At 61.1% G+C, this 15,018-nt stretch carries 15 protein-coding genes; 9 read left to right on the forward strand and 6 right to left on the reverse strand.

The annotated features are described in order from the left end of the window. Positions 1–22: 22 nt before the first annotated feature. The 3 genes from ACZ5WQ_RS01880 to dnaQ are packed head-to-tail and all read left to right on the forward strand — an operon-like array spanning position 23 to position 1,973. Positions 23–796, forward strand: coding sequence for a class I SAM-dependent methyltransferase (locus ACZ5WQ_RS01880; RefSeq protein WP_088276541.1), 774 nt, complete (start codon positions 23–25; stop codon positions 794–796). Then, positions 793–1,245 (forward strand): ribonuclease HI, encoded by a 453-nt coding sequence (gene rnhA, locus ACZ5WQ_RS01885; protein ID WP_464383027.1) that lies wholly within the window; start codon positions 793–795, stop codon positions 1,243–1,245. The genes ACZ5WQ_RS01880 and rnhA overlap by 4 nt, the downstream gene beginning before the upstream one ends. 2 nt (positions 1,246–1,247) lie before the next feature. After that, entirely contained in the window at positions 1,248–1,973 is a 726-nt protein-coding gene (dnaQ, locus tag ACZ5WQ_RS01890) for a DNA polymerase III subunit epsilon (protein WP_088276539.1), read from the forward strand. Positions 1,974–2,032: 59 nt separating this feature from the next. Here dnaQ and nhaB read toward each other — a convergent pair whose 3' ends face one another. Next, positions 2,033–3,526 carry a sodium/proton antiporter NhaB gene (gene nhaB / locus ACZ5WQ_RS01895; RefSeq protein ID WP_464383028.1) on the reverse strand — a complete coding sequence of 498 codons (1,494 nt, stop codon included), beginning with the start codon at positions 3,524–3,526 and terminating at the stop codon, positions 2,033–2,035. 349 nt (positions 3,527–3,875) lie between these two features. Here nhaB and ACZ5WQ_RS01900 point away from each other — a divergent pair, with 349 nt between their 5' ends. Genes ACZ5WQ_RS01900 through ACZ5WQ_RS01915 form a run of 4 tightly spaced genes read left to right on the forward strand, consistent with a single transcriptional unit; the run spans position 3,876 to position 7,906 of the window. Then, the gene (locus tag ACZ5WQ_RS01900) at positions 3,876–4,688 is read left to right on the forward strand and encodes a crotonase/enoyl-CoA hydratase family protein (RefSeq protein ID WP_269687653.1); all 813 of its coding nucleotides are present in this window, start codon (positions 3,876–3,878) and stop codon (positions 4,686–4,688) included. Positions 4,689–4,730: 42 nt separating this feature from the next. Then, the gene (locus ACZ5WQ_RS01905; protein WP_088276536.1) at positions 4,731–6,401 is read left to right on the forward strand and encodes a ferrous iron transporter B; all 1,671 of its coding nucleotides are present in this window, start codon (positions 4,731–4,733) and stop codon (positions 6,399–6,401) included. Then, entirely contained in the window at positions 6,398–7,237 is an 840-nt protein-coding gene (nudC, locus tag ACZ5WQ_RS01910; RefSeq protein ID WP_088276534.1) for an NAD(+) diphosphatase, read from the forward strand. The genes ACZ5WQ_RS01905 and nudC overlap by 4 nt, the downstream gene beginning before the upstream one ends. An 18-nt stretch (positions 7,238–7,255) precedes the next feature. Beyond that, on the forward strand, positions 7,256–7,906 hold the full coding sequence (locus tag ACZ5WQ_RS01915; protein WP_464383029.1) for a hypothetical protein: 651 nt from the start codon (positions 7,256–7,258) through the stop codon (positions 7,904–7,906). Between the two features lie 60 nt (positions 7,907–7,966). On the opposite strand, the gene ACZ5WQ_RS01920 is transcribed toward ACZ5WQ_RS01915, so the two are convergent. The 5 genes from ACZ5WQ_RS01920 to ACZ5WQ_RS01940 all read right to left on the reverse strand — a co-directional run bounded on the left by ACZ5WQ_RS01920 (position 7,967) and on the right by ACZ5WQ_RS01940 (position 12,786). Next, positions 7,967–8,734 carry an SDR family oxidoreductase gene (locus ACZ5WQ_RS01920; protein ID WP_088276532.1) on the reverse strand — a complete coding sequence of 256 codons (768 nt, stop codon included), beginning with the start codon at positions 8,732–8,734 and terminating at the stop codon, positions 7,967–7,969. Positions 8,735–8,911: 177 nt separating this feature from the next. Further along, positions 8,912–9,679, reverse strand: coding sequence for a GntR family transcriptional regulator (locus ACZ5WQ_RS01925; protein WP_464383030.1), 768 nt, complete (start codon positions 9,677–9,679; stop codon positions 8,912–8,914). Between the two features lie 12 nt (positions 9,680–9,691). Beyond that, on the reverse strand, positions 9,692–11,494 hold the full coding sequence (gene atzF / locus ACZ5WQ_RS01930; RefSeq protein WP_464383031.1) for an allophanate hydrolase: 1,803 nt from the start codon (positions 11,492–11,494) through the stop codon (positions 9,692–9,694). 223 nt (positions 11,495–11,717) lie between these two features. Continuing rightward, on the reverse strand, positions 11,718–12,032 hold the full coding sequence (locus ACZ5WQ_RS01935) for an SCP2 sterol-binding domain-containing protein (RefSeq protein ID WP_088276529.1): 315 nt from the start codon (positions 12,030–12,032) through the stop codon (positions 11,718–11,720). 49 nt (positions 12,033–12,081) lie between these two features. Further along, entirely contained in the window at positions 12,082–12,786 is a 705-nt protein-coding gene (locus tag ACZ5WQ_RS01940) for a histidine phosphatase family protein (RefSeq protein ID WP_464383032.1), read from the reverse strand. A 170-nt stretch (positions 12,787–12,956) separates the two neighbouring features. Here ACZ5WQ_RS01940 and sohB point away from each other — a divergent pair, with 170 nt between their 5' ends. Continuing rightward, entirely contained in the window at positions 12,957–13,982 is a 1,026-nt protein-coding gene (gene sohB / locus ACZ5WQ_RS01945; RefSeq protein WP_464383033.1) for a protease SohB, read from the forward strand. A gap of 8 nt (positions 13,983–13,990) precedes the next feature. After that, a complete protein-coding gene (locus ACZ5WQ_RS01950; RefSeq protein WP_228246707.1) occupies positions 13,991–14,977 on the forward strand; it encodes a YhdH/YhfP family quinone oxidoreductase in 987 nt (328 codons plus the stop codon). Positions 14,978–15,018: the final 41 nt, after the last annotated feature.

Here is a 15,018-nt window from a genome sequence, read left to right on the forward strand (position 1 = left end):
TGGCAAGTACCGTGGAGAGGTAATGGAGATCAGCGAAGCCAGGCGCTCGATCAGTCAGGCGGACATGTTGCGTCTGCTGCAGGAGGCACGGCAATGGCTGGAGCAGCCGGCCGGACGCATGCTGTTGCAGGCCGAGTGCAGCGCGCAGCGCGAGTTGCTGCCCAATTGCTTTGGGCAGCATCTGGTTCAGTACGGCCTGGCCCCGGGCCTGTTGGCACCGGAGGTCAAGGTGCTGCGTCACTGCTGGCATCTGGATATGCTCAGCCAGGGCGAGAGTATCGCGGTGGATGAGGCCTGCTGGCCGTTTGCGCCGCAGGCCCTGGATGTGGTGGTGCTGCATCACGGGCTGGATTTCAGTCTGTCGCCCCGGGCGTTGCTGCGCGAGGCAAGTCAGGCGGTGCGTGCCGGCGGTCATCTGCTGATCTTTGGCTTCAATCCGATGAGTACCTGGGGCTGGCAGCACTATTTTGGCCGCAGCTGGTTTGGCGAGGCGGGGTTCGTCAGTCCGGCCCGGCTGGTCGATTGGCTGGAGCTGCTCGGCTTTGCGGTGGAGAAACGCATCGATGGGTGCTATCGTCCGCCGCTCGCATCCTCCACCTGGTTACAACGTCTCGATTTCATGGAGTCGCTGGGGCAGCGTCGCTGTCTGCCGGGGGGCGGTTTCTATTGTCTGCTGGCGCGGCGCCAGATGCTTGGAATAACGCCGCAGCGTGAGCGCGGGCGGGTGTTTCCGGCGTTGACGATGCCCCCTCTGGCAGCGGGCAGCCGGCGGGCGCACAAACGGGAAGGTAGATGAGTCAAGCAATCGAGATCTATACCGACGGGGCATGCAAGGGTAATCCCGGCCCCGGCGGCTGGGGCGTGCTGCTGCGGCTGGGGTCGCACGAGAAGCGCCTGTACGGCGGTGAGCCGGAGACCACCAATAACCGCATGGAGCTGACGGCTGCCATTCGCGGACTGGAGGCGCTCAAGCGTCCGGCTTCGGTGGTGTTGACCACCGACTCGCAGTACGTCATGAAAGGGGTCCGCGAGTGGATGCCCAACTGGAAGAAGCGCAACTGGCAGACCGCCAGCAAGCAGCCGGTCAAGAATGTGGATCTCTGGCAGCAGCTCGATGCGCTGGTCAGTCAGCATGAGATTGAGTGGCGTTGGGTGCGCGGTCATACCGGCCACCCGGAAAACGAGCTGGCCGACCAGTTGGCCAACCTCGGTGTTGAACACGTGTTGAAAGAACGGAAGGGCTGAGCATGCGTGAAGTGGTTCTGGATACCGAAACGACGGGTATCGAGCACAAGGAAGGTCACCGGATCATCGAGATCGGCTGTGTCGAGGTCATTGATCGACGCCTGACCGGCCGTCACTACCACGTTTATATCAATCCGCAGCGTGAGATTGACGAAGGCGCGCAGGCCGTTCACGGGATTTCGCTGGAGTTTCTCGCCGACAAGCCGGTGTTTGCCGATATCGCCGATGATTTCATGAACTTTATCAGCGGCGCGCGGCTGGTCATCCATAACGCCGCGTTTGACGTCGGCTTTCTGGACAGCGAGCTGACCCGCCTCAATCGCGGGCATGGCCTGATTGCCGATCACTGCAGCGTACTCGACACCCTGGCCATGGCGCGGGAGAAACACCCCGGTCAGCGCAACAGCCTGGATGCGCTGTGCAAGCGCTACGGGGTAGACAACTCGCAGCGCGAGCTGCACGGCGCTTTGCTCGACGCCGAGATTCTTGCCGACGTCTACCTGACCATGACCGGTGGCCAGACGGCGCTGTCGCTGGCAGCACACGGTCAGGGTGAGGGTGGGGATGGCAGCTCGGTGAGCGCGATTCGGCGGATAGACCCTGCTCTGCGCGAACAGCTGCGGGTGCTGCGTGCCAGCGCCGAAGAGCTGGAGGCCCATGATCAGCGCCTGGCGGCGGTCGAGAAGTCGGCGGGGTTTGCCCTGTGGCGCGGTGCGCCCGAGCAGTGAGCTGAGTAAGTGCTGACGTAAAAGAATGCCCCGCTGATGTCAGCGGGGCATTCTTGTTTCTACAGCCACCAGGTGACGGCAATCAGGCCGACGCCGCCCAGCACCAGGGTGTAGGGCAGGGCCATGAATACCATGCGGCCATAGGACAGACGCACCAGCGGCGCGATCGCCGAGGTCAGCAGGAACAGGAAGGCGGCCTGGCCGTTCGGGGTGGCAACACTCGGCAAATTGGTGCCGGTGTTGATGGCGATTGCCAGTTGCTCGAATTGGGCGCGGGTGATTTCACCCGCATCCAGACTCTGTTTGACCTCGCTGATGTAGACGGTGGCCACAAACACGTTATCGCTGATCATCGACAGTACACCGTTGGCGATAAAGAACATGCTGGGCTGTTGCTCGGGTGGCAATGCCAGTACCGCGTGGATGATCGGGCTGAACAGGTGCTGCTCGTGGATCACCGCCACGATGGCAAAGAACACGACCAGCAGCGAGGTGAACGGCAGGGCTTCCTGGAAGGATTTGCCGATCTGGTGTTCGTCAATGATGCCGTTGAACGAGGCAATCAGGATGATCACCATCAGACCGATAAAGCCGACTTCAGCCAGGTGCAGTGCCAGGCCAATGACCAGCAGCACGGCAGCGATGGCCTGAATCAGCAGGGCGGCTTTTTGCGGCGCCCGGCGCTTGGCCTGCTCGGCGGCGGCAAAGTCCTCAAGCACCCTGCGAACCGGGCGCGGCAGGCGTGCGCCGTAACCGAACCAGCTGGTTTTCTCCAGCAGCAGGCAGGTCAGCAGGCCGGCGGCCAGCACCGGCATGCTGACCGGGGCCATCAGGGTGAAGAACTGAATAAAGTCCCAGCCGGCAACACCTGCGATCAGCAGGTTCTGAGGCTCACCGACCAGCGTGCACACACCGCCCAGGGCAGTGCCGACCGCGCCGTGCATCAGCAGACTGCGCAGAAAGGCACGGAACTCTTCCAGGTGCTCGCGGTGCAGCGGGTTTTCGTCGGGGTCAATGCTGGCGCCTTCGCTCGGGCCGGCTGAGGCCACCTTGTGATACACACCGTAAAAGCCGACAGCGACGGTGATGATCACTGCGGTTACCGTGAGTGCGTCAAGGAAGGCCGAAAGCACTGCGGCGACCAGACTGAACAGCAGCGCAAGGGTCGATTTGGAGCGCACCCCAAGGATCAGCTTGGTGAAGGTCAGCAGCAGCAGGTCCTTCATGAAGTAGATGCCGGCGACCATGAACATCAGCAGCAGAATCACCGGGAAATTTCCGAGCACCTCCTTGTAGAGGGCTTCCGGTGAGGTCATGCCAATGGCCAGGGCTTCCAGTGCGAGCAGGCCGCCGGGCAGCAGCGGGTAGCATTTAAGCGCCATGGCCAGGGTGAAGATGAACTCGATGATCAGCAGCCAGCCGGTTATGTAAGGGCCCAGCAGCCACATTGCGAGGGGGTTGAGCAGCAGGAAGGCAATGATGGTGCGCTTGTACCAGCCGGGCGCCTGGCCCAGAAAGTTGTGCGCCAGCGCCGGCAACATGGCTTCAGACATGGTGAAGGTCCTGTTTCTATTAGGGGAAAGTGTGTCGAACAGCCCCCTTGCCTGCCGTTCCGGCAAGGGGGCTGTTCGACATGCTCTCGCTGACCCGAGGCAAGCATAAACTACTGCTTCCTTCATGGCTGCCCCGACGCAGGTCTTTGTTTGCCCTACTTTGGAAGCTGCCTGGTAGTCCAAGCGCGTCGCATTTTCAGTATCTTAGGCGAGCTTGCTGAGTAATTGGTTATGGAGTTTGAGTGTCAGCTTGATATAGTCATGCCAATGCAAATAGTCCAAGGTGGTATTTGATTCGAATCGGATTCGTGTCAGGTGCCGGTTGTTACCTACAAGAAAAAGGCCGTATATGTCGCAATACGAGACGCTGCTGGTTGAGCAAGTTGGCAAGGTCGCCCACATCCAGATCAACCGCCCGGAGAAGATCAATGCCATGAACCGCGCGTTCTGGCTGGAGATCATCGACGTCTTCAAGTGGGTTGATGAAACCCCCGAGGTTCGTTGTGCTGTGATATCCGGAGCGGGCAAACACTTCTCTGCGGGGATCGACCTGCAGATGCTTGCCGAAGCCTCAAGTGGCATGGACAAGGACATCGGCCGCAAGGCAGAGGCCATTCGTCGCAACGTGCTGCAGTTGCAAGAGTCCTTCAACGTGATCGATCGCTGCCGCAAGCCGGTCATCGCCGCTATTCACGGCTACTGCATAGGTGGGGCGATTGACCTGATCTCCGCCTGCGATATGCGTTACAGCACCGAGGACGCCAGTTTCTCGATCAAGGAAATCGATATGGGGATGGCCGCAGACGTCGGCACCCTTCAGCGTTTGCCGCGTCTTATCAGCGATGGCATGATGCGGGAGCTGGCCTATACCGGTCGCTTCGTCGATGGTCATGAGGCGGCGCGTATCGGCCTGGTCAATCGTACCTGGAGCGATCACGTCCAGCTGATGGCGGGTGTCATGGAGCTGGCCCGGGAAATTGCTTCCAAGTCGCCGCTCGCTATTCGTGGCACCAAGGAAATGATCCGCTTTGCCCGTGACCACAGTGTGGAAGACGGCCTGAACTACATCGCGACCTGGAACGCCGCAATGCTGCAGTCCGATGACCTCAAGGTTGCGGTCATGGCGCATATGAGCAAGCAGACGCCCGAGTTTGCAGACTGATCGACAACCGCGCTACGCAGGGATGGTGGGAGACTGAATGCCATGTTGACCGGTACCACTTCACTGGATCTTGTCAGGGACGAACTCTTCGCCAGCATGGGTGAAGTGGAAAACCTGTTGCAGCAGTTCCTCGAGGATCGTCAGGACGGCAGCCTGCTGCAGCAGTCTATCGAAGGGCTTCAGCAGTTGCGCGGTACCCTGGCCTTGATAGAGCTCAAGGGCGCTGCATTGCTGCTGGACGAGATGATCAGTCTGGCGATGGATATTCCCGTTCACGACGGGGAAGAGCGCAATGAGCCGCTGTCGTCGTTGTGCGATGCACTGTTTTTGCTGGAGCGCTATCTGGATCAGGCACGCCAGCAGGGGCGTGAACGCCCCGAGTTGCTGCTGCCGATGATCAATCAGATGCGTCAGCACCGGCCGGGTGTCCCCGCGTTGCCTGACAGTCATTTTTATCCGCTGCCGGTGGCCGGCTTGCCAGCCGGGTTCCGCAAGGGTGCAACCGGGCCCGTTGAACCCAAGGTCGCCGGCCGACTGCGCCAGATGTATCAACTGGGTCTGCTGGGGTTGCTGCGCGATGACGGGCTGGCGGCGTCTGTACCGCTGATGCAGCGCGCGCTGGCACGCTTTGAGGGCAGCCTTGCCTCACGCATGGCGACCCTGTGCTGGGTTGCCGGGGCGGCCCTGGAAGCCATTGAGCAAACGCCGCTGAATCTGACCCCCGCGCGCAAGCGCCTGTTCGCGCTGCTGGATCGCGAAATTCGGGGAGCCCTGCTCAATGCCGCCGAGCACCGACTCAATGAAGGGCTGTTGCGCGAGCTGTTGTTTCTCGTTGCACTGGCCGATGCCGGTTGTGATCGTTGCGCCGAAGTGAGCACGGCCTATCAGTTGCCGGATCCCGGCTTTACCGAATACGAGTTGAACGACGCCTTTGCCAAGCTGCATGGTCCCGGCATTGATGTCATGCGCTCTGTGGCCGAAGCGTTGCGGGAAGAGGTTAACGCCCTGAAGGATCTGCTGGATCTGTTGGCGCGCAATGCCGGGGATGCCGAACAGTCACTGGAAAGCCTGTCGTCTGGACTGGAGCGACTGTGGAAAACGCTGTCGATGCTTGACCTCAAGGCCGAGTCCGAGGCGATTCACGCCATTTCCGGTCGTCTTGCCGGTTGGCAGCCTGGTGACGTTGCTGTGCTGGAACAGGTCGCCGATGCGGTGTTGCGCGCTGAAACAGCAGTCAATCGACTCGACTCTTCGGCTTTCGCAGGCGATACGGCTGCCGGTGCCGAGGGTGAGTTTGCCGAACCGCTGGAGCTGAAAGAGGCCCGCATCGTTCTGATCGAGGAATCACAAGCCGGCCTGGCACTGGCGAAACGGTCCATCACGGCGTACATGGAATCCGGTAACGACGCCATGCATTTGCTCAACGTGCCGCCCTCGCTGGAGACGGTTCGCGGCGGTCTGCTGTTCCTGGGCATGGGGCGTGCCGCCAGAATTATCAGCATGGCAGCGAACTTCATCCGTGAAACCATGCTCGAGCGCAAGCAGGTACCGACGGATGCCCAATTGGAGGTGCTGGCCGATGCCTTGACCAGTATCGAGTTCTATCTGGAGTCAGCTGAGCGTGCAACGGTAGCTTCAGGCGATGTGCTGGCGCTGGCCGAGGACAGCATGGCTGAGCTGGGATACGCTGTATCGGGGAATACGTCCGAATGAGATCCTTTCGTGTGTTTCAACCCGCCTCGCGCCTGGATGCTGCTGCGCAGCAGCAGGGCGTGGTCGTGGTGTTTTATCAGAATCAATTTGCCATGTACGACGGCAGCTTGCTGCATGACCCGGATCAGGCGTTGTACTTTGGCGATGTGAGCCACCGTTTGCCTCTTGGTCTGGTCGACGGTCGGGCCTGCGAGCTGATTCACCTGAGCGACAGCCTGGACATGCCGGGCCTGAGTTGGCACGGACTGCGCACGCTGGTCGGGCAGGTCGACGATCAGCTGTTTCGTCTGTTGGGCGTCGCCCAGCAACTGAATGCCTGGTATCAGAGTCACCGTTTCTGCGGCTGCTGCGGCGAGCCCATGCAGCCGCGTGAAGAGGAGCGGGCGATGGAGTGCGTGCGCTGTGAACGGCGCGAGTATCCCAAGCTGGCACCCTGCATCATTGTGCTGATCACCCGTGGCAGTGAGATTCTGCTGGCCCGTTCTCCGCATTTTCCTCCCGGATTTTTCAGTACGCTGGCCGGTTTTATCGAGCCGGGCGAGTCGGTAGAGCAATGCCTGCACCGCGAGGTGAAGGAAGAGGTCAATCTTGAGGTCAGCAACCTTGAGTACCTGGGCAGCCAGAGCTGGCCGTTCCCCAATTCGCTGATGCTGGGTTTCCACGCCGAATATGCAGGTGGCGACATCATCCCTCAGGAGGGCGAGATTGAAGCGGCCTACTGGTGGTCGATAGATGAGTTGCCGAAGATACCGCCGCGCGGCACCATCTCGCGCTGGCTTATTGATTGCTATCTTGCGCGGCAGGCGGGTGTTGAAGCCCCGCCAGTGCCAAGCTGATTCGGGCGAGGAGCCACGATGCAATTTCCGGGATTGGCCCTGATTGCGGCAATCATTGCCGCCGTTCTGGTGCTGCTGACGTTGAGTCAGGGCTGGCGCCTGCGCTGGCTGGCGGGTTGGCTGCGCGGCAATTTGCTGCTGGCAGCGCTGGCACTGGCCGCGGTTCTCGGGCTGGCGGCCTGGGACCTCCAGTCTTTCCGTGTCATTGACGGCAAGGGCACCGCGGGGACCTTGAGTTTTACCCAGGTTGCGCCCCAGCAATACGATGCAGTGATTACGACCTCGGCGGGCGAGCAGCGCGTGCGTCTGGCCGGTGATCTGTGGGAGCTGGAAGTTCAGGTTTTGCGTTGGCAGGGGCTGGCTTCGCTGATTGGTCTGGAAGACGGATATCGACTGCACCGCCTGCTGGGTCGTTATCTTGCCCTTGAGCAGCAGCGCGGGGCCAGTTCTGGGCTGGCGGCGAATCTGAACTCGACGCCGGCCTGGCGTGACCTTTGGCTGTGGCTGGACCGTGCGGGCGGCGCGTCGCTGGTGCATGCGGACGCCTTCGAGGTGCGTTTTGTTCCGTTGGTAGATGGCGCCCGCTTTTCGCTGGAAATCGGGCCGACCGGTTTGATCCCCGAGCCGCTCAATACACAGGCCAAAGCCGCGCTCAAGCGCTTTCAGTAATACCGTTGCGGAAACAAAAAAGGCTGCCCCAGGGCAGCCTTTCTGCTTTATGCCGCAGGTTTATGCGAGCATGCCGCCGTCGACGTTGATCGCAGCGCCAGTGGTGTAGCTTGAGGCGTCGCTGACCAGATACAGGACGGTGCCTGCCATTTCGGTCGGATCCGCTGCACGGGCCAGCGGGATGCGCTGCAGTGCCGGCTTGAGGATAGCGTCGTTGGTGGTCAGGGCGGAGGCGAACTTGGTGTCGGTCAGGCCCGGCAGCAGGGCGTTGCAGCGAATGCCGAACTGAGCGCACTCCTTGGCGAATACCTTGGTCATGTTGATGACTGCTGCCTTGGTGATCGAGTAGATACCCTGCAGCTGACCGGGAACCACACCATTGACGGAGGCTACGTTGAGGATGTTGCCGCCGCCGTTTTCGCGCATCAGTTTGCCCGCTTCAACCGACATGAAGAAGTAGCCGCGGATGTTGACGTCTACGGTCTTCTGGAAGGCGCCCAGATCGGTGTCCAGCACGTTGCCGAAGTAGGGGTTGGCAGCGGCGTTGTTAACCAGGATATCCAGCTTGCCGAACTGCTCGCGAATGGCGGCAACGGTGGCAACGATCTGATCCATGTCGCCGATGTGGCAGGCGAGTGCGGAGGCTTTGCCGCCGGCGGCGACGATGGCGTCGGCAACGGCCTGGCAGTCATCGATCTTGCGGCTGGAGATGATCACGTGCGCACCCTGCTGGGCCAGTAGCTTGGCAATCGCCTCGCCGATACCGCGGCTGGCGCCGGTTACCAGGGCAACTTTGCCGTCGAGGTCGAACAGTTGGGTCTTTTCCATGATGAATCCTTGTTGTCGTGCTGCCCCGGCTCACGAGGCTGTCAGTGGGTGTCGGGCAGTTGCTGATAGCAAGGCTGTCTGCGACACGGCTTGGTCGCCTAATTTAAAGCAGTGGCAGGGTGCGAACAAGAAAACCGCGAATGCATCAGGTCCGGTGTTGGCCGGCCATTGTCTTGATCAATGAGTGTCTGAGGGGGCGAGAGCATTCGGCGTAGAAGGGATGCTGTCTGTTGCCTGCAGGGCGCGCTGGCGAGCCTGCTGCAGCATGTGCAGGGTGACCTTGCGTACTTCTGCCTTGCTTGCCTCTATGTGCGCGGTCAGCAGGTGCTGGGCCTGTTGCAGTTCGCCGGCGCGAATGTGCCGCAGGATTTGCCCATGTTCTTCCCAGGTCTTGTCGAGCCGCTCGGCACGCTCGAAATCCAGTTTGCGAACAACGCGTATGCGCTCGCAGATCTCGGCGTGCAGACGCGTCATCTCGCCGTTGCCGGCGGCTTCCACCAGTTGGCAGTGAAAGTGCTCATCCATGACGAACACCTGCTGGCCGTCACCAGTGCGCAGCGCGGGCGCTACGCACCAGGTGTCATGCAGGGTTTTCAGTATGTGCTCTGCTGCCGTGCCGGGCTGGCCGGTGCAAAGACGCCTGAGCGCTTCCATCTCCAGCACGATGCGCAGGTCATAGAGCTCCTCGAAGCGGGTAAAGTCGAAGCTTCTGACCTGCCAGCCACTGCGAAAACGCACCTCCAGATAGCCTTCGCGCTCAAGCTGATAGAGTGCCTGGCGCACCGGTGTGCGGCTGGCGTTCATGCGTGCGGCGATTTCACCCTCGGAAAAGCGGTCACCGGGCAGCAGCCGGAAGGACAAGATGTCCTCCTTGAGCCGCGCGTGGATGCGCTCGGCGAGGTTCTCCCGCCGAGCTGCTGTGTTGGATGGCTGGCTCAGTTGCACGGTGTGACCTGCTCAGGCTGCACTGAGGCTGGCAATGAATGCACGCCAGCCGCCGAAGGCGGTAATGTCGCGGGCGTCGGCGAGTGCGGCCGGTTCACAAATAAAGCCCTTCACCCAGCGACCATCTGCCAGCTGCAGGTTGCCAATGCCCAGCGGCGGCGGAATCTCGGCGACGAATTCCCCGAAGCGGGCCAGCGGGATATCCCACAGCTCGACAATAATCTGTGCGCCATCCTGCGCAACCCGCGCCAGACCAGGCTTGGGGGGAACGGTGCCGGGCAGGGCATACAGCCGGTAATCCGGACAGGTCAGGGTTTGTTCGACCAGCACGGCGTCGCGACTGGTCAGCTGGAAGTTCAGCGGCATGCCGGTCAGGTGCGCGCCGACCACCGCTACGGGCACGCTACCCGGCGCTTGAATAGTCTGTTGCGCACCCGGACAGGGCTTGCCGGTTGCGCCCAGTGGCAGTGCCTGGGCTTGCTGCCAGCGTTTGCCCAGCTCGGCCAGGGCGTAATCGTGCCAGGCCGGTGCAATCAGGGTGACGCCGGCGGGCAGGCCGTCTTCGCGCATCCCTGCGGGCAAGGCCAGTGCGCAAAGGTCGGCCAGGTTGGTGAAGTTGGTATAGGTGCCGAACTGGCTGTTGTAGAGTACCGGTTCCTCCGCCATCTCGCTGATCCGGCGAATGGTCGGCGAGGTTGGCACCAGCAGGGCATCAAAGTCGGCCAGGATCAGGCTGATCTGGCGTGACAACTCGGCACGGATGTATTCGGCCTGATAGGCCTCGCAGGCGCTGTATTTATGACCGCCTTCGACGATGCCGCGTACGACCGGATCCATTTTATCCGGGTCCATATCGCCAACGGCGACGGTGCGTTCGGCCACCCACGAGCCCTGATAGAGCTGTGCCGCCAGGTCCGCAAAGGGGCTGAAGTCAATCTCGACCAGCTCTGCGCCAAACGCGCGCCACTTCTCGAGCGCTGCTTCATAGGCTGTCTGCATCTGCGTGTCGTCGAAGAACTCGGGATTGGCCGGTATGGCCAGTTTCGGCCTGACCGGCAACCCGACCGGCGCGCTACAGGGGTTGGCGCGGCTGTAGGCGTCGCTGGGATCGAAGCCGCCGGCGATGGTGGCGACTGCCTGGGCGTCGGCAACAGTCAGGGCGAATACCGAGATGCAATCGAGGGTTCGGCAGGCCGGTACCAGTCCGGTATTGGAGAGCCAGCCGCGGGTCGGTTTGAGGCCGACAATATTGTTGAAGCCGGCCGGCACGCGGCCGGACCCGGCGGTGTCGGTGCCGAGCGCAAAGGGTACCAGGCCACGGGCGACCACACTGGCGGAGCCGGAGCTGGAGCCACCGCTGACGTAATCGGCGTTGAAGCTGTTGCTGACGGCGCCATACGGGGAACGGGTGCCGACCAGGCCGGTGGCGAATTGGTCCAGATTGGTCTTGCCAATCAGAATGGCTCCTGCCGCGCGCAGGCGGGCAACGACGGTGGCATCGGCACTAGCCTGGTGAGCGAAGGCCGGGCAGGCGGCAGTGGTGTCCCAGCCAGCTGCGTCGATGTTGTCCTTTACCGCGAAGGGGACGCCGTACAGTGGCAGCGATGCGACGTTGCCTTCCACCTGTTGCAGGCGCTCATCCAGAGCGGCTAACTGCTCGTTGAGCTGGGCCTCGCTGGCAAGGCTGATCCAGGCGTTATCGTCGGTGCTCAGCTCGTTGCGCAGGGCACCGAGCACTGCTGCAGGAGCGAGACCTTCCTGTTGATATGCCTGTTGCCAGTCGGAGAGGGTAAAGCCGAGGGTCTGTTGTGTCATGTCTGAATACCATCTTGGATACAAGTTGGTATTTACAGAGCAATCGTCGTGCCTGTTTGTTATTTATCAATAAAAACAGAGGTTTATGTTGTTTTTTTGAGTTTTTGGTCAGGGGGCAGGCGAAGAAGTGAGGATTGCTGGTGCAGGTCTGCAGTACGAAGTGCAATTGTGGTGCAGGGACCGGCAGGTGCCAATGAGCGGCGGCCTGCCGGTCTGCATGGGATCAGGCCGGGAACAGTTCGCCCAGCTTGAGTGCCAGCATCATGTCGCCTTCGGCGCGCAGTTTGCCGCCCATGAAGGCCTGCATGCCGTCGGTTTCACCGGTCATCACGCCGACCAGGGTTTCCTTGTCCATGATCAGGGTCACGTTCGGATCGGCGGCTTCGCCCTGAGCTACAGCGCAGCTGCCGTCCTTGACGGTCACGTTGAAGTTTTCGTCGTCGGTGATGTTGAACTGGAATACCAGATCCAGACCGGCTGCAGCGGCTGAGTTGAACTTGGATTCCATTTGGCTGGTGATTTCTGCAACGGTAGTCATTGGTGGTTCCTTTGCTAGGTAATGCAGGGCGCGGGATGCGCACTGCGACTCATCTGAAGCTGATCCACTCGGGTTGGCGGTGAATCTCAAGATGTGCCTGGCTGTTGAAGTAGGCCAGACTCAGCTTGTCTGCACGGTACTGCAGGCGGCTTACAGAGGTATTCACGATTTGCCAGTTCAGCTCAAAGGCGCTGGTGGCCGGCATTTGCGTGATCAGTTGCAGGGCGGCGGTAATGGTGCCGCCCGATGCGAATACGGCGATGTTCTGGCCGCTGCCGCGGTTGTCATCGATAACCCGGCGCAGGCCTGTGCCAACCTGCTCGACATAGCTCTGCCAGGAAGGGCAGCCCGGGCGCTCGCGGGTGTCGGTGATCCAGAGTGTCACGGCGTGACTGAATATGCGCTGAAACTCCTTGCGGAACTGTCCTGCGTTCTTCAGGTAGTGCTCGGCGTCGGGGATGGCTTCGAGCACCTGCGGCAGGTAGCTTTCAAGCACCTGGTCAGAGTGGTATTCGTTAAAGCTGGCGTCGCTCTGGACCGCGAGGGAGGACTGATTCATCGCGTCGAGCGCGTGGCGGGCGGTATCGATCTGGCGTTGCAGGGTGCCGGCGTAGCAGGCATCAAACTGCAGGCCGAGCGCGCCGAAATGTTCGCCGCACAGCTGTGACTGGCGGATGCCGAGGGGGGACAGGACGTCGTAGTTGGCTGCGCCAAGTGATGCCTGTCCATGCCTGATCAGATAGATACTGCCCACAATCTGCCGCCTTGTAATGTTATGTAGACGGAGGTTAGGGGCAAGCTCGCGAAGCTGTCAACCAAAAATCATACGGGCGTTTGAATTTTCCCCGGACGGCCTGCGCCCATGCCCTGATGATCCTGTATGCTTGCTGTGCTTAGCGGGTTTTGCAGAGACGGGAGAACACTGTGGAATGGTTTGATCAATATGTCTATTTTCTTGCCAAGGCCCTGACGGTGCTGGTGGTGGTGGCGCTGATTCTGGCGATGATTGCTGCCGGCAAGGCGCGCAGCAAGCGTACCGAGGGTACACTGAGTGTGACTCGCCTGAACGACCGTCTGCAGCGCATGCACGAGCAGCTTGGGCTGATGGTGCTCAGCAAGGGCACTCGCAAGGCCCGGCAGAAGCAGCTCAAGCAGGAGGCGAAGGCCCGCGACAAGGATGCAGCCCAGGATGAGCGCGGGCGCGTTTATGTGCTCAACTTTCATGGCGACATCAAGGCCAGTGCGCTGGAAAATCTGCGCCATGAAGTGACGGCGGTGCTGGAGCTGGCGCGTCCGCAGGATGAGGTCGTTGTTCGCCTGGAAAGTGGTGGCGGCATGGTGCATGCGTACGGGCTTGCGTCATCGCAGCTGGTGCGTGTGCGCGAGGCGGGTATCCCGCTGACCATCTCCGTCGACAAGGTGGCAGCCAGTGGCGGCTATATGATGGCCTGTATCGCTGATCGGATTCTGGCGGCACCCTTCGCCATGCTGGGCTCGATCGGCGTTGTCGCGCAGTTGCCCAACTTCAATCGATTGCTGAAAAAGCACGATATTGATTTTGAAATGCTGACTGCGGGGGAGTACAAGCGCACACTGACGGTATTTGGCGAGAACAGTGACAAGGCGCGGGAAAAGTTTCAGGATGACCTGGAAAACATTCACCGCCTGTTCAAGCAGTTTGTTGCGCGCTATCGCCCAAGCCTGGACATTGAGACGGTCGCCACAGGTGAGGTCTGGTTCGGCAGCGAGGCATTGCTGCGCGGGCTGGCCGACGAGATCAAGACCAGTGACCAGTACCTGTGTGAGCGGGTCAGGCAGGCTGATGTATTTGAGGTGCAGTTTGAGCAGCGCAAGCGCCTGCAGGACCGGTTGTCCGGCGGGCTGGCCCAGGCGGCGGACCGACTGTTGCTGACCTGGGTGTCGCGCTTCAACAATCAACGTTTCTGGTAGGAGTGGATATGTCTGAATTCAAGGCGCTGGTGGTGTCGGAGCAGGACGGCCGGTATGTCACCGAGATCAAGCAACGGCATGTGGATGAGCTGCCTGCAGGGGATGTGCTCATTCGTGTGCGCTACTCCTCCCTGAACTACAAGGACGCGCTCTCGGCCACCGGTAACAAGGGTGTGACGCGGAACTTCCCCCATACCCCGGGTATTGATGCAGCCGGTGTGGTGGAGGCCAGTTCGGTGCCTGAATTGGCAGTCGGTGATGAGGTAATCGTCACCGGCTACGACCTCGGCATGAATACCGCTGGCGGCTTTGGTCAATACATCCGCGTGCCGGCCGGCTGGGTGATCAAGCGTCCGGAAGGGTTGTCGCTGCGTGACAGCATGGTGCTGGGTACTGCCGGCCTGACGGCGGCGCTGTGTATCGACAAGCTGGAGCAGGCGGGCCTGACGCCGGGGCAGGGCCCGGTGCTGGTAACCGGCGCCACCGGTGGTGTAGGCAGCATTGCGGTGGCCATGCTGGCATCTCTGGGTTACGAGGTGGCAGCCTCGACCGGCAAGGTTGATCAGGTGGATATGCTCAAGAGCCTGGGTGCCAGCCAGATCGTTGATCGCGCTGCGCTGGCGGCGGGTGTCGAGAAAATGTTGCTCAAGGAACAGTGGGCTGGCGCGGTGGATACCGTCGGTGGCGACATTCTGTTCAATGTGGTCAAGTCACTGCGTTATGGCGCCAGTGTTGCGACCTGCGGAATGACCGCTGGCGGTGGGTTTGCAGCCAGTGTGTTCCCGTTCATTTTGCGCAATGTGAACCTGCTGGGCGTCGACTCGGTAGAGCTGCCGCTGGTGGTCAAGGCCTCGATGTGGGATCGGTTGTCACTGCAATGGAAGACCGATCTGCACAATCTTGAGCGCGAGGTGACGCTGGAGCAGTTGCCCGCCGAGATCGAGCGCATTCTGGCCGGCAAGATGATCGGTCGGGTAGTCGTTAATCTGGGCTGATCGGCAGCCCTGCAGCAGGCACAAAAAAACCGGGGCAGTGT

Source organism: Halopseudomonas sp. T1L2, assembly GCF_055397385.1.

Bases quoted from the DNA above. Each gene is read 5' to 3' on its own strand.
- ACZ5WQ_RS01880 (WP_088276541.1), top strand. From the start codon at position 23: ATGGAGATCAGCGAAGCCAGGCGCTCGATCAGTCAGGCGGACATGTTG.
- rnhA (WP_464383027.1), top strand. From the start codon at position 793: ATGAGTCAAGCAATCGAGATCTATACCGACGGGGCATGCAAGGGTAAT.
- ACZ5WQ_RS01920 (WP_088276532.1), bottom strand. From the start codon at position 8,734: ATGGAAAAGACCCAACTGTTCGACCTCGACGGCAAAGTTGCCCTGGTA.
- atzF (WP_464383031.1), bottom strand. From the start codon at position 11,494: ATGACACAACAGACCCTCGGCTTTACCCTCTCCGACTGGCAACAGGCA.
- nudC (WP_088276534.1), top strand. From the start codon at position 6,398: ATGAGATCCTTTCGTGTGTTTCAACCCGCCTCGCGCCTGGATGCTGCT.
- ACZ5WQ_RS01900 (WP_269687653.1), top strand. From the start codon at position 3,876: ATGTCGCAATACGAGACGCTGCTGGTTGAGCAAGTTGGCAAGGTCGCC.
- ACZ5WQ_RS01950 (WP_228246707.1), top strand. From the start codon at position 13,991: ATGTCTGAATTCAAGGCGCTGGTGGTGTCGGAGCAGGACGGCCGGTAT.
- ACZ5WQ_RS01935 (WP_088276529.1), bottom strand. From the start codon at position 12,032: ATGACTACCGTTGCAGAAATCACCAGCCAAATGGAATCCAAGTTCAAC.
- ACZ5WQ_RS01915 (WP_464383029.1), top strand. From the start codon at position 7,256: ATGCAATTTCCGGGATTGGCCCTGATTGCGGCAATCATTGCCGCCGTT.
- ACZ5WQ_RS01905 (WP_088276536.1), top strand. From the start codon at position 4,731: ATGTTGACCGGTACCACTTCACTGGATCTTGTCAGGGACGAACTCTTC.
- dnaQ (WP_088276539.1), top strand. From the start codon at position 1,248: ATGCGTGAAGTGGTTCTGGATACCGAAACGACGGGTATCGAGCACAAG.
- nhaB (WP_464383028.1), bottom strand. From the start codon at position 3,526: ATGTCTGAAGCCATGTTGCCGGCGCTGGCGCACAACTTTCTGGGCCAG.